Source organism: Streptomyces sp. NPDC060205 (genome assembly GCF_042728395.1).
Taxonomy (GTDB): Bacteria; Actinomycetota; Actinomycetes; order Streptomycetales; family Streptomycetaceae; genus Streptomyces.
This window is the reverse complement of sequence record NZ_JBHWZP010000287.1, coordinates 1-12,084: the sequence shown is the minus strand read 5'-3', so window position 1 is coordinate 12,084 and position 12,084 is coordinate 1. Positions and strand designations below refer to the sequence as shown.

The 12,084-nt window shown below is 70.7% G+C and carries 12 protein-coding genes; 6 read left to right on the top strand and 6 right to left on the bottom strand.

Going from position 1 to position 12,084, the window contains the following annotated elements:
* Positions 1-144: 144 nt before the first annotated feature.
* Positions 145-1,059, bottom strand: a complete 915-nt coding sequence (locus ACFWGJ_RS34550; protein WP_387332495.1) for a helix-turn-helix transcriptional regulator — start codon at positions 1,057-1,059, stop codon at positions 145-147.
* Between the two features lie 113 nt (positions 1,060-1,172).
* Between ACFWGJ_RS34550 and ACFWGJ_RS34545 the strand changes: the two genes are divergently transcribed.
* Positions 1,173-2,603, top strand: a complete 1,431-nt coding sequence (locus ACFWGJ_RS34545; RefSeq protein WP_387332493.1) for an MFS transporter — start codon at positions 1,173-1,175, stop codon at positions 2,601-2,603.
* Between the two features lie 29 nt (positions 2,604-2,632).
* On the opposite strand, the gene ACFWGJ_RS34540 is transcribed toward ACFWGJ_RS34545, so the two are convergent.
* Entirely contained in the window at positions 2,633-3,400 is a 768-nt protein-coding gene (locus ACFWGJ_RS34540; protein ID WP_381832860.1) for an SDR family NAD(P)-dependent oxidoreductase, read from the bottom strand.
* 108 nt (positions 3,401-3,508) lie between these two features.
* On the bottom strand, positions 3,509-4,849 hold the full coding sequence (locus ACFWGJ_RS34535; RefSeq protein WP_387332490.1) for an RNA polymerase subunit sigma-70: 1,341 nt from the start codon (positions 4,847-4,849) through the stop codon (positions 3,509-3,511).
* Between the two features lie 142 nt (positions 4,850-4,991).
* Between ACFWGJ_RS34535 and ACFWGJ_RS34530 the strand changes: the two genes are divergently transcribed.
* Positions 4,992-5,198: a hypothetical protein gene (locus ACFWGJ_RS34530; RefSeq protein WP_387332488.1), complete on the top strand. Its 207-nt coding sequence runs from the start codon at positions 4,992-4,994 to the stop codon at positions 5,196-5,198.
* A gap of 14 nt (positions 5,199-5,212) precedes the next feature.
* On the opposite strand, the gene ACFWGJ_RS34525 is transcribed toward ACFWGJ_RS34530, so the two are convergent.
* From ACFWGJ_RS34525 to ACFWGJ_RS34515, 3 genes are all read right to left on the bottom strand, one after another.
* A complete protein-coding gene (locus ACFWGJ_RS34525; RefSeq protein ID WP_387332486.1) occupies positions 5,213-5,797 on the bottom strand; it encodes a TetR family transcriptional regulator in 585 nt (194 codons plus the stop codon).
* Between the two features lie 25 nt (positions 5,798-5,822).
* Positions 5,823-6,827 carry an aldo/keto reductase gene (locus ACFWGJ_RS34520; RefSeq protein ID WP_387332484.1) on the bottom strand — a complete coding sequence of 335 codons (1,005 nt, stop codon included), beginning with the start codon at positions 6,825-6,827 and terminating at the stop codon, positions 5,823-5,825.
* Positions 6,828-7,096: 269 nt separating this feature from the next.
* Positions 7,097-8,479 (bottom strand): glycine--tRNA ligase, encoded by a 1,383-nt coding sequence (locus tag ACFWGJ_RS34515; RefSeq protein ID WP_387332482.1) that lies wholly within the window; start codon positions 8,477-8,479, stop codon positions 7,097-7,099.
* A gap of 259 nt (positions 8,480-8,738) precedes the next feature.
* On the opposite strand from ACFWGJ_RS34515, the gene ACFWGJ_RS34510 reads away from it, so the two are divergent.
* Genes ACFWGJ_RS34510 through ACFWGJ_RS34495 form a run of 4 tightly spaced genes read left to right on the top strand, consistent with a single transcriptional unit; the run spans position 8,739 to position 11,984 of the window.
* Entirely contained in the window at positions 8,739-9,716 is a 978-nt protein-coding gene (locus ACFWGJ_RS34510; protein WP_387332480.1) for a metal ABC transporter substrate-binding protein, read from the top strand.
* Positions 9,717-9,769: 53 nt separating this feature from the next.
* Positions 9,770-10,582, top strand: coding sequence for a metal ABC transporter ATP-binding protein (locus ACFWGJ_RS34505; protein ID WP_387332478.1), 813 nt, complete (start codon positions 9,770-9,772; stop codon positions 10,580-10,582).
* A 5-nt stretch (positions 10,583-10,587) separates the two neighbouring features.
* A complete protein-coding gene (locus ACFWGJ_RS34500; protein ID WP_387332476.1) occupies positions 10,588-11,502 on the top strand; it encodes a metal ABC transporter permease in 915 nt (304 codons plus the stop codon).
* Positions 11,503-11,561: 59 nt separating this feature from the next.
* Complete coding sequence (locus tag ACFWGJ_RS34495; RefSeq protein WP_107016355.1) at positions 11,562-11,984, top strand: Fur family transcriptional regulator; 423 nt, start codon at positions 11,562-11,564, stop codon at positions 11,982-11,984.
* Positions 11,985-12,084: the final 100 nt, after the last annotated feature.

Sequence of the window (12,084 nt, the reverse complement as noted above, 5' to 3'; positions counted from 1 at the left end):
GGGCGCGGGGAACTGCGCGAACGGCCCCCACCGGCCCGCACCCGAAACCCAACCCCAACCACCCCACCCCCCAGGGGCGCGGGGAACTGCGCGAGTAACCCCCGCCGGGCCGCGCCCGAAACGCGACCCCAGCCACCCCAGCCCTCAGCCCCGCTGAACTGCCAGTTCCTGCAACCGTTCCAGCCGCGCACGCGACACCGCGTCCGCCGGCGCATACGTCACCATCCGCGCCCCCTCCCCCGGCCCCAGCCAAAGATCCGTATGGACGAGCGTCAGCCGCCCCACATGCCGGTTGTCGAACAGCTTCGTCTTGCTGCGCGACCCCACCACCTCGTGCCGCTCCCACACCTCCCGGAACTCCTCCGACTCCGCGCACAGCCGCTTGAGCAGCATCTTCCACGCGGGATCGGCGAGATGCCCGGCCATGGCGCCCCGGAACTTCGCCGCCATCAACCGCACGGTCTCGTCGAGCAGCACGATCGAGGAGCGCCACTGCTCGTTGGTGGTGATCAGGAGCATGCAGTTCCGGTCCTCCGGCGGCACCTCGTCGAGGTCGCACAGCAGCAGCCCGTACGTGCGGTTGTACGCGAGGACGTCGTACCGGCTGTTCTGGATGCAGGCGGGCAGCGGCTCCAGCTGCGCCAGCGTCTGCAGCAGCGCCGGAGTGATCGTCGTGCAGCGCGAGGCCGGCGTGGGATCGACGGCTCCGGCGAGCTGGAAGAGGTGTGCGCGCTCGTTCGAGTCGAGCATCAGCGTGCGGGCGAGCGCGTCGAGGACCTGTACGGAGACCTGGATGTCGCGGGCCTGTTCGAGCCAGGTGTACCACGTGACGCCGACCGCGGAGAGCTGCGCGACCTCCTCCCGCCGCAGCCCGGGGGTGCGCCGCCGGCTGCCCCGGGGCAGCCCCACCTGCTCGGGCGTGATGTGCTCACGGCGATGCCGGAGAAAGGCGGCCAGCTCGTGCCGCCGGATCTCCGGCTCGCCCACCCAGGTGGCTCCTCCCCGCACCCCGGTGACCGGTCCCGTGCCCGCCGTCGTCTTCTCGGCCATGGTCGTCATGTCTCCAGCCTGCCGCCCCGCGGCCCCTGTCGCGGACCCTGTTGCCGGGTACTCCTTCTACCAGGATAAGAAGACTCTGGTACCAGCTTGTGAGCAGGCGCAGGATCGATCCCGTGACCGAAATCCTCGCTCCCCGCACCACCCGCTCCGTGGCGGCCGGCCCACCCGTGCTGGGCGCCCTGGGACTGTTCACCGTGCTCCTCGGCGCGGCCCTGCCCCTCATCGACTTCTTCATCGTGAACGTGGCCCTGCCGACGATCGGCCACGACCTGGCCGCGAGCGACGCCGTCCTGGAACTCGTCGTCGCCGGCTACGGGGTCGCGTACGCCGTGCTTCTCGTCCTCGGCGGGCGGCTCGGCGACATGTTCGGCCGGCGCCGGCTCTTCCTCGGCGGGATGGCGGCCTTCGGGCTGACCTCGCTGGCGTGCGGCCTCGCGCCGTCGGCGTGGACGCTCGTCGCGGCGCGCGTCGCCCAGGGCGCCGCGTCCGCGGCGATGCTCCCGCAGGTCCTCGCCACCATCCAGTCGGCGACGCAGGGCCCGCGCCGCGCCAAGGCGATGAGCCTGTACGGCGCCACGGCCGGACTCTCCATGGTGGCCGGGCAGATACTCGGCGGCGTCCTCGTCGCGGCGGACATCGCGGGCACCGGCTGGCGCGCGGTCTTCCTGGTGAACGTACCGGTCGTGCTGGTGGGCCTGTTCCTGGCCGCCAGGGCCGTCCCGGAGACCCGCTCGCAGCACCCGCAGCCGGTGGACGTGCCCGGCACGGTCCTGCTGGGCGTGGCCCTGGTGTCCCTGCTGGCCCCGCTGACCGAGGGCCGGGCGGCGGGCTGGCCGCTGTGGACCTGGCTGTCGCTGGCCCTGTTCCCCGTCGCCGCGACCGCCTTCTACCTGGTCGAACGCCGGTCGGAAGGCCGGGGCCGCACCCCGCTGGTCCCGCCGAGCCTCTTCGCCACCGTCTCCCTGCGCCGCGGCCTGATCATGGTCGTCCCCTTCTCCATCGGCTTCAGCGGTTTCATGTTCGTCATCGCGGTCGCCCTCCAGGAGGGCGTGGACCTGAGCCCGGTCCGCGCGGGCCTGGCCCTCGTACCGATGGCCCTGTCGTTCTTCGTGGCCTCGCTGCTCGGCCCCCGGCTGGTGGCCCGGTGGGGTACGCGCGTGGTGACGGCGGGCGGTCTGGTCCAGGCGGTCGGCGTGGGCGTCCTCGCGCTGACGGTGTGGGGCTCCTGGCCCGACCTCGGCGGCCCGCAGCTCTGGCCGGGCCTGATCATCGCGGGCGCGGGACAGGCCCTCCAGCTGCCCGTCCTCTTCCGTGTCATCCTCTCCGAGGTCCCGGCGGCCCGCGCCGGGGTGGGCAGCGGAGTGATGATCACCGCTCAGCAGTCGGCGCTCGCCCTGGGCGTGGCCACGCTCGGCACCCTGTTCCTCACCCTGATTCCGGGCCGGGGCATGGCCGACGCCCTGACCACGACCCTCCTGGTCCAACTGGCCGCCGTGATCCTCACAACGGCCCTGAGCCTGCGCCTGCCCCGCGAGATCGCCTGAACCGCCACGAGCGCCGGAGAGCCGGCCGGTCAGCTGGGGAACATCCCGGCGGTCGCGTTGACCCACGTGCCGGTGAGCCCGGCCGCCGCGTCGGAGGCGAGGAAGGTCGCCAGGGCCGCGATGTCCGCGATCCGGGGCGAGCGCTTCGTCATCCGCAGGCTGTCGAGATGCGTGCGGATGCCCGCCACGGCGGCCTCGTCCGGCGCGGGCGCACCGGCCGCGCTGAGCTTCTCGGGGGTGAGGGTGTCGACCACGCCCGCGGTCCAGATCCCGAGGGCCCGTACCCCCGCCGGACCGGCCTCCTGGGCGAGCTGACGGATCAGCGCGTCGAGCGCGCCGTCGGCGGCCCCCGTACCGCCGAGCATCGGACTGCCGTTGTGGGAGCCGCTGTTGAGGCCGAGGATCACACCGGACCCCTGGGCGGCCATCCGGCGGGCGGCGGCCCGGGCGGTGATGAACTGGCAGGTGATGCCCCGCACGACCGGCCGGGTGTAGTCGGCCACCGGCATCTCGGTCAGGGGTACGCCCTGGAAGTCACCGCGCGGCACCAGGTTGAACGAGACGTCGAACCGGCCGGCCCGCTCGACCACCGAGTCGGCGTGCGCCTCGACGGCGTCCTCGTCACCGGCGTCGAGCACGTCGTACGCGGCGCCGGTCGCGTCGGCGACCGCACGCAGTGTCTTCTCCGTCCGGCCGACGAGGAAGACCTTCGCCCCTGCCTCCGTATAGGCCTTCGCGACGCCCGCGCCGAGGGAACCGGCTCCGCCGTAGACGACCGCGACCTTGTTCTGCAGCATGGCTCTTCATCTCCTCGAAGGGGGCGCGCGGTGCGCCCGTCACCCCATGAGACGCGCCCGGCGCGGAAACTCATCGCTCCCGCGACCGGCCGTGCGTCCGTGCGGCCCTCACAGGGTCATGGGCAGCCCGAACGCCTCGAACAGATGGGGTTCGAAGGTGGTGATCTGCGCGATCCGCCCCGCCTCGACCCGCAGTACGTCGATGAGCTGGGCCCGGAAGACGCTGGTGCCGGGCCGTTGCAGATACCCGGCGACCGCCGGCTGGCCGTTGGCCCGCACCGGCAGATGCCGCCAGTGTCCGACGAACATCGGCGAGGCCGGATCGAGGTTCGGCCGGACGAAGGCGAAGAGCGCGTCGCGTGAGGTGAACCAGAACGGGTTCGGCGGCATGGTGAGGACGGCGTCCTCCCGTACCAGCTCGACCATGGCGTCGATGTCGGCGCGGGCGACGACCTCCATGTAGCGCTGCAGCAGCGCCAGGTCGTCGGCGCTCGGCGGCCGGGCCGACCAGTCCTCGCGCGGGCCCGGCAGCGCCTCCCGCAGGGCCGTCCTGCCGCGCTGGACCGCGCTGTTGGCGGCGGCCAGGCCGGTGTCCAGCAGGTCGGCGGTCTCCTTGGCCGACCAGCCGGCGACATCGCGCAGGATCACCGCGGCCCGCTGGCGCGGGGGCAGTTGCTGGATGGCGGTGAGGAAGACGAGTTCGAGGGTCTCGCCCGCGACCGCCTCCTCGTCCGGTTCGTGCCGGGGTACGGGCGTCTCGGGCAGCTGGTCGTCCGGGAAGGGCTGGAGCCACGGCAGGCTCGGCGGCGGTGGCCCGTCGCCGGAGTCCATGCCCGGCACCGGCGCGTAGGGAGCGGGCCGCCGGTCGTGTCTGCGCAGGAAGTCGAGGCACACCCGGGTGGCGACCTTGTAGAGCCAGGCCCGCGGGTTGTCGACGTCCTCCAGGGTGTCCCGGGCCCGCCAGGCGCGCAGGAACGCCTCCTGGGTGAGGTCCTCGGCCTCGTCGTACGAGCCGAGGAGCCGGTAGCAGTGGGCCCGCAGCTCCTTCCGATGCGCTTCGACGAGCGCGTCGAAGCCGCCGTCACGGGGTTTCGTCACACCGGCGGGCGTGACGAATTCCGCACCCTCGTCACCGACGGACTCCGCCCGCTTCTCGGGGACCTCGCGGGCCTCCTCGGTTGCGCGGGCTTCGCGGGCCAGGCTGCGCAGGCGGCCGAAGCGGGGGGCCAGGGCCTCGACATCGGCGTGGAAGGCGTAGGCGGGTTCCAGCCGCAGCCGTCGCAGCCGGTCGCCCAGGTCGGAGACGAGTTCCCCCGCGGGTACGTCGGCCGGCCGCTTCCGCTCCCGGTAGGCGCGCTGGCGGCATGCCTGCGAGCAGTACGAGGCGGCCCGTCCGGGCCCTTTGCCGTCCTCGATGGACAGCCCGCAGATCCGACACTTCCCGGTCACGCCGACACGCTAGCCGCCACTGAGACCCACAATGCGCAGAATGCGCACAGAACTCACCGTGCACGCACCCCCGTTGATGTTGTTCTTGTTGCAGACTCCTAGGGCTTGTCGCGCGAGCCGAGCGCGACCACCAGGAGGCGTCATGCTGCAGATCAACACCAGCAAGGTGAGCCGCTGGGACCAACACGGCCGCGAGCACGTCGTACGGGTGCAGCGCACGGGCGTGCAGCGGACGATCAGATGCGACACGTGCGGCTGGCGCAAGCCCGCCCAGTTCCTGCCCTGGCTGAAGGCCGAGGAACATCTCGCGGAGGCACACCAGGCGACGGTGGACCCGGCCGGAGCCTGAGGGAGAGCGCGGGGTCAGGCTCTCAGGCCTCGTACCACCAGGTCCACGACGGCCTCGAACTCGCCGTCGATGCCGGGCTGTTCCCACTCGCGGGCGTGGCACGGGTCGTGGTAGCGGTCCGTGGCCTGGAAGAGGGCGCGGGCGGTGACGGCCGGGTCGGCGGCGGCGAAGGTGCCGGAGTCGACGCCGGACCGGATGATCGTCGTGAGCTGGCCGGTGAGAGCGTCGATGTGCTCACCGACCGCCTCGCCGCTCTCCCCGGTCAGCACCATGTAGGTGGCGAACAGCTCGGGGTCGTCGCCCGCCTTGCGGCGCTTGGCGGTGAACAGGGCCGCGAGCCAGTCGCGCAGCCGGGCCTCCGGGTCGCGGTCCTGCGCCACGATGTCGTCGAGGACGGCCGACGTACGGTCCAGCCAGCGTTTCGTGACCGCCTCCCGCAGCGCCGCCTTCGTACGGAAGTGCCGGTAGACGCTGCCGTGGCTGACGCCGAGCGCACGGGCCACGTCCACCACGGTGGCCTTCGCGGGGCCGTGGCGGCGCAGCACCTCCTCGGTCACCTCAAGGATGCGCTCGGCGGTCAGGATCTCGGTGGTCGCCATGGTGATGACCGTACCGGCGGTGCCGTCAGCGTTCGCTGTCGAGGTGTGCCATCTGCGCGGCCGGGTAGCGCTCGCCCGCCGCCGAGCCGGCCGGGACGGCCTCCTCGATCGCGGTGAGGTCGGCGGCGTCGAGGGTGACGTCGAGCGCGCCGAGCGCCTCCGTGAGCCGCTCGCGGGTCCGGGCGCCCACCAGCGGCACGATGTCCTCGCCGCGTGACAGCGCCCAGGCGATGGCGATCTGCGCGACGGACGCGCCCTTCTGCTCGGCGATCTTCCGCAGCGCCTCGACGAGGTCCAGGTTGTGGCGGAGATTGTCGCCCTGGAAGCGGGGGCTGTGGGCACGGAAGTCGTTGGCGGCGAGCTGCCGGTCGGGGGTGAAGTGCCCGGAGATCAGGCCGCGGGACAGCACGCCGTACGCGGTGACGCCGATGCCCAGTTCACGGGTGGTCGGCAGGATCTCGGCCTCGATGCCGCGGGAGATCAGGGAGTACTCGATCTGCAGGTCCGAGATCGGGGCGGTGGCGGCGGCCCGGCGCACGGTGTCGGCCCCGGCCTCGCTGAGGCCGATGTGGCGTACGTACCCCTTCTCGACGAGTTCGGCGATCGCGCCGACGGTCTCCTCGATGGGGACGTCCGGGTCGACGCGCGCGATGCGGTAGACGTCGATGTGGTCGACGCCGAGCCGCTGCAGCGAGTACGCCACGAAGTTGTGGACCGCGGCGGGCCGCCCGTCGTAGCCGGACCAGCGGCCCTCCGGGTCGCGCAGGGCGCCGAACTTCACGCTGACGAGGGCCTGTTCGCGGCGCGCGGGCGGGGCACTGCGCAGCGCCTCGCCGATCAGCATCTCGTTGTGGCCCATGCCGTAGAAGTCACCGGTGTCGAGCAGCGTGACTCCCGCTTCGAGCGCGGCATGGATGGTGGCGACGGCCTCCCCCCGGTCGGCGTCCCCGTACAGCGCGGACATCCCCATGCACCCGAGCCCGAGAGCGGAGACCTGCGGACCGGCGGTTCCAAGGGTGCGACTGAGCATCAGAATCTCCCGACACATCGACGAACGAAGCAACCCCTCAACCTTGACATGACAGCTGACAGATTTCAACATCTGTCAGCTGTCACAGAGAGAGCACACAAAAAAAGCCTCGGCCCCCTCTCACACATAAGAGGGAGCCGAGACCTACTACCTAGGGGCGCGGGGAACGGCGCAGTCTTTTGCTTTTAGGGGCGCGGGGAACGGCGCGACCAGCCACGACGCACCGTCAGCCGACAACGGACCGAAAACGGCCCACCCCCGCGGAGCGACTAGCAGCCGACAAGCCGCGCAGCCAAGTACCCCTCGATCTGATCGAGAGAAACCCGCTCCTGCTTCATCGTGTCCCGCTCACGCACAGTCACCGCGTTGTCGTCGAGCGTGTCGAAGTCCACGGTCACACAGAACGGCGTACCGATCTCGTCCTGGCGACGGTAACGACGCCCGATCGCACCGGCGTCATCGAAGTCGATGTTCCAGTTCTGCCGCAGCGCGGTCGCGAGACCCTTCGCCTTCGGGGACAGCTCGGGGTTGCGCGACAGCGGCAGCACGGCCACCTTCACCGGCGCGAGCCGCGGGTCGAGCCGCAGGACGGTCCGCTTCTCCATCTTGCCCTTGGCGTTGGGCGCCTCGTCCTCGACGTACGCGTCGAGGAGGAACGCCAGCATCGCGCGGCCGACACCGGCCGCGGGCTCGATGACGTACGGGGTCCAGCGCTCGCCGGCCTCCTGGTCGAAGTAGGACAGGTCCTGGCCGGAGGCCTTGGAGTGCGCGGAGAGGTCGTAGTCCGTGCGGTTGGCGACGCCCTCCAGCTCACCCCACTCGTTGCCGCCGAACTGGAAGCGGTACTCGATGTCGGCGGTGCGCTTGGAGTAGTGCGAGAGCTTCTCGGCCGGGTGGTCGTACCAGCGCATGTTCTCCTCGCGCAGGCCCAGGCCGGTGTACCAGTTCCAGCGCTCCTGCATCCAGAACTCCTGCCACTTCTCGTCCTCGCCCGGCTTGACGAAGAACTCCATCTCCATCTGCTCGAACTCGCGGGTCCGGAAGATGAAGTTGCCGGGCGTGATCTCGTTGCGGAAGGACTTGCCCATCTGCGCGATGCCGAACGGCGGCTTGCGGCGCGAGGTCTGCTGGACCTGGGCGAAGTTGGTGAAGATGCCCTGCGCGGTCTCGGGGCGCAGGTAGGCGATGGAGCCGCTGTCCTGCGTGGGGCCGAGGTGCGTGGAGAGCAGGCCGGAGAACTGCTTGGGCTCGGTGAACGTGCCCTTGTTGCCGCAGTTGGGGCAGTTGAGGTCGGCGAGCCCGTTCTCGGGGAGGCGGTTGTGCTTGGCCTCGTACGCCTCCTCAAGGTGGTCGGCGCGGTACCGCTTGTGACACGAGGTGCACTCGGTGAGCGGGTCGGAGAACGTGGCGACGTGACCGGAGGCCACCCAGACCTCGGTCGCCAGGATCACGGACGAGTCGATACCGACGACGTCCTCGCGCGACGTCACCATGTAGCGCCACCACTGACGCTTGATGTTCTCCTTGAGCTCGACACCCAGCGGCCCGTAGTCCCAGGCGGCCCGCTGGCCGCCGTAGATCTCACTGCACGGATAGACGAAGCCACGGCGCTTGCTCAGGCTGACGATGGTGTCGATCTTGTCGGCGGCCACGGTGCTCTCTTCATTACGACGACGGGCGTTGAAGCGGGTTGCTTCACAGCTATTGCTTCACGGCTACTGCTACAGAGCTGTTGCTTCAGAGCGAATGCCTCAGATTACCGGCGGCCCCGCCCCTCGGATCAAATCGGTTGGGGTACGGGCCGGACGCCGGCCCTCCGCCCACCGGCACACCCCTCGCATACCGGGATGAAGTCCAGATCACAGGGCCGCTTATTGACAATCGTTTCCACACCAGCTGAAAATGACTGTCATGAACGTACGACGACGCCACATATCCGCCGGTGTGATCGCGACGGCCACCGCCCTCGCCCTCGGCTCCCTCTCCGCCTGCTCGTCCGACTCCAGCGCGGCGGACGGCGAGGGCGGCAAGCTCGACGTCGTGGCGTCGTTCTACCCGCTGCAGTTCCTCGCCGAGGAGATAGGCGGGAGCCACGTCAGCGTGAACACCCTGACCGAGCCCGGTCAGGAGCCGCACGACCTGGAGATCAGCGCCAAGCAGACCGCGCAGCTCCAGGAGTCCGACGTGGCTCTCTACCTGAAGGGCCTGCAGCCCTCCGTCGACGAGGCGATAGGCCAGTCCGAGGTGAAGGCGAAGGTCGACGCGGCCACCCTCACCAGCCTGGAGAAGCACGGCAACGAGGTCGGCGGCCACGCGGCCGAGCACGACGAGGACGAGGACGAGCACGGCCACGACGAGGAAGGCTCCGGCCTCGACCCGCACATCTGGCTCGACCCCGTGAAGTACGCCGAGGTCGCCGAGGGTGTGGGCAAGGCCTTCGAGAAGGCCGACCCGGACAACGCGGCCACGTACAAGAAGAACACCGCGGCCCTGGTGAAGAAGCTGGACGGGCTCGACACCCGCTTCGAGGACGGCCTCAGGAACACGGAGACCAAGGTCTTCATCACCACCCACGCGGCCTTCGGCTATCTCGCCGAGCGCTACGGCCTCACCGAGGAGGCCATCAACGGCCTGGACCCGGAGAGCGAGCCCAGCGCCAACCGCGTCAAGGACCTTGAGAAGATGGCGAAGGCCGACGGCGTCTCCACCGTGTTCTACGAGACGCTCGTCAGCGACAAGACCGCCAAGACCATCGCCGCGGACGCGGACCTCAGGACGGATGTGCTCGACCCGATCGAGGGCATCACCGAGAAGTCCAGGGGCGACGACTACATCCAGGTCATGGACGCCAACCTCAAGGCGCTGCGGACGGCCCTGGGAGCGAAGTGACCGTGAAATGACAGCGACATGAGCAGTACGAGCAGCCTCCGGAGGACGTCGGCATGACGAACGGGTCCGACACACCGACCGACACCTCGATCGACACACCGCACCCGCCTGTGATCTCCCTGCGCGGTGTGACGGCCGAACTCGGCTCACGCCCCGTCCTGCGCGGCATCGACCTCACCGTGAACCGCGGTGAGGTCGTCGCGCTGCTCGGCGCCAACGGCTCCGGCAAGTCGACCGCCATCCGCACGATCATCGGCCAGGTGCCGGTCAGCGGCGGCGAGATCGACCTCTTCGGCACGCCCCGGCGCCGCTTCCGCGACTGGGCGCGCGTGGGATACGTACCGCAGCGCACGACGGCCGCCGGCGGTGTGCCCGCCACGGTGACCGAGGTGGTGTCCTCCGGGCGGCTGTCCCGCGCCCGCTTCGGCGTCCTGCGCAAGGCGGACCGCGAGGCCGTCCGGCACGCCCTGGAGCTGGTGGGCCTCGCCGACCGCGCCAAGGACTCCGTGGACGCCCTCTCCGGCGGCCAGCACCAGCGCGTCCTCATCGCCCGCGCGCTGGCCTCCGTACCGGAACTGCTGATCATGGACGAGCCGATGGCGGGCGTGGACCTGGCGAGCCAGGAGGTCCTCGCGGCGACCCTGCGGGAGCAGGTCGCGGTCGGCACGTCCGTCCTCCTCGTGCTGCACGAGCTGGGCCCGCTGGAGCCGCTGATCGACCGCGCGGTCGTGCTGCGCGACGGCTGCGTGCTGCACGACGGCCCGCCCCCGCGGGCGCTCGGCCAGCACGCGCTGCCCGGCCACGACCACGTACACCCCCACGCGGCCCACGACGCCGAACCCCTGCGCACAGGACTGCTGAGCTGACCGCCATGAACCTCGAAATCCTCGATTACGCCTTCATGCAGCGGGCCCTGCTCGCGGCCGTCCTCGTCGGCATCACCGCGCCCGCCGTCGGCATCTACCTCGTCCAGCGCCGCCAGGCCCTGCTGGGCGACGGCATCGGCCATGTCGCCATGACGGGCGTCGGCCTCGGCTTCCTCCTCTCCTGGTCCCCGGTATGGATGGCGACGGCCGTCTCCGTGGTCGGCGCGGTCCTGATGGAACTGATCCGCTGGTACGGCAAGACGCGCGGCGACATCGCGCTGGCGATGCTCTTCTACGGGGGCATGGCGGGCGGTGTGATGTTCATCAACCTCGCTCCCGGCGGCTCCAACGCCAACCTGACCTCGTACCTCTTCGGCTCGCTCTCCACGGTGTCCGAGTCGGACGTGACGGCGATCTGCCTGCTGGCCGCCTTCGTCGTCCTGGTGACGATCGGGCTGCGCAGGCAGCTCTTCGCCGTCAGCCAGGACGAGGAGTTCGCGCGGGTGACGGGGCTGCCCGTGCGCGCCCTGAACCTCCTCACCGCGATCACCGCCGCCGTGACCGTCACCGTCGCCATGCGGGTCGTCGGCCTGCTCCTGGTGTCCGCGCTGATGGTGGTCCCGGTGGCCGCCGCGCAGCAGCTCAGCCGGAGTTTCGCCGCCACGTTCGCGATCTCGGTGGCGATCGGCGTCAGCGTGACGATCGGCGGCACGGTGACGTCGTACTACCAGGACGTACCGCCCGGCGCGACGATCGTGCTGCTGACCATCGGGGCGTTCATGCTGCTCACGGTGGCGGCGACGCCGCTGGCCAGGCGGCGGGCGCGGGCCGCCGCGCAGGCCGCGGCACGGGAGAGCGGGGACCCGGCGGAGTGTGCCATTCCCGGCTCCCGTACACCGACCGGGAAGGTCGGCGTCTGACCGCGCCCAGCTCGGGCTGGCACAATGGCCCGGCAAGCCGCAGACGTTTGGAGGCAACGGTGACGACCGCTGGACCGCCCGTTCGGGGCCGTTCCACCCGGCAGCGTGCCGCCGTGGCGGCGGCGCTCGACGAGGTGGACGAGTTCCGTAGTGCGCAGGATCTGCACGACATGCTCAAGCACAAGGGCGACTCTGTCGGGCTGACCACCGTGTACCGCACGCTGCAGTCGCTCGCGGACGCGGGTGAGGTCGATGTGCTGCGTACGTCCGACGGGGAGTCGGTGTACCGCCGCTGTGCGAGCGGGGATCATCACCATCACCTGGTGTGCCGGGTGTGCGGGAAGGCTGTGGAGGTCGAGGGGCCTGCGGTGGAGAAGTGGGCTGAGGCGATCGCCTCGGAACACGGCTATGTGAATGTCGCCCACACGGTGGAAATCTTCGGCACCTGCGCGGACTGCGCTGCGCGCGGCCAAGGGGTATGAACCTCAGCCCACGCTCTCGGCTGCGGCCCGGTGGGGGCTGGGGCCAACGATTGCGCAGTTCCCCGCGCCCCTAAAAGCTCCGCGCCCCTAGGTACCTAGG

What these genes read in the sequence shown, in the direction of transcription:
- ACFWGJ_RS34505 (WP_387332478.1), top strand. Translation starts at nt 9,770, where the DNA reads ATGACGAACGGGTCCGACACACCGACCGACACCTCGATCGACACACCG.
- ACFWGJ_RS34550 (WP_387332495.1), bottom strand. Translation starts at nt 1,059, where the DNA reads ATGACGACCATGGCCGAGAAGACGACGGCGGGCACGGGACCGGTCACC.
- ACFWGJ_RS34540 (WP_381832860.1), bottom strand. Translation starts at nt 3,400, where the DNA reads ATGCTGCAGAACAAGGTCGCGGTCGTCTACGGCGGAGCCGGTTCCCTC.
- ACFWGJ_RS34510 (WP_387332480.1), top strand. Translation starts at nt 8,739, where the DNA reads ATGAACGTACGACGACGCCACATATCCGCCGGTGTGATCGCGACGGCC.
- ACFWGJ_RS34500 (WP_387332476.1), top strand. Translation starts at nt 10,588, where the DNA reads ATGAACCTCGAAATCCTCGATTACGCCTTCATGCAGCGGGCCCTGCTC.
- ACFWGJ_RS34530 (WP_387332488.1), top strand. Translation starts at nt 4,992, where the DNA reads ATGCTGCAGATCAACACCAGCAAGGTGAGCCGCTGGGACCAACACGGC.
- ACFWGJ_RS34520 (WP_387332484.1), bottom strand. Translation starts at nt 6,827, where the DNA reads ATGCTCAGTCGCACCCTTGGAACCGCCGGTCCGCAGGTCTCCGCTCTC.
- ACFWGJ_RS34525 (WP_387332486.1), bottom strand. Translation starts at nt 5,797, where the DNA reads ATGGCGACCACCGAGATCCTGACCGCCGAGCGCATCCTTGAGGTGACC.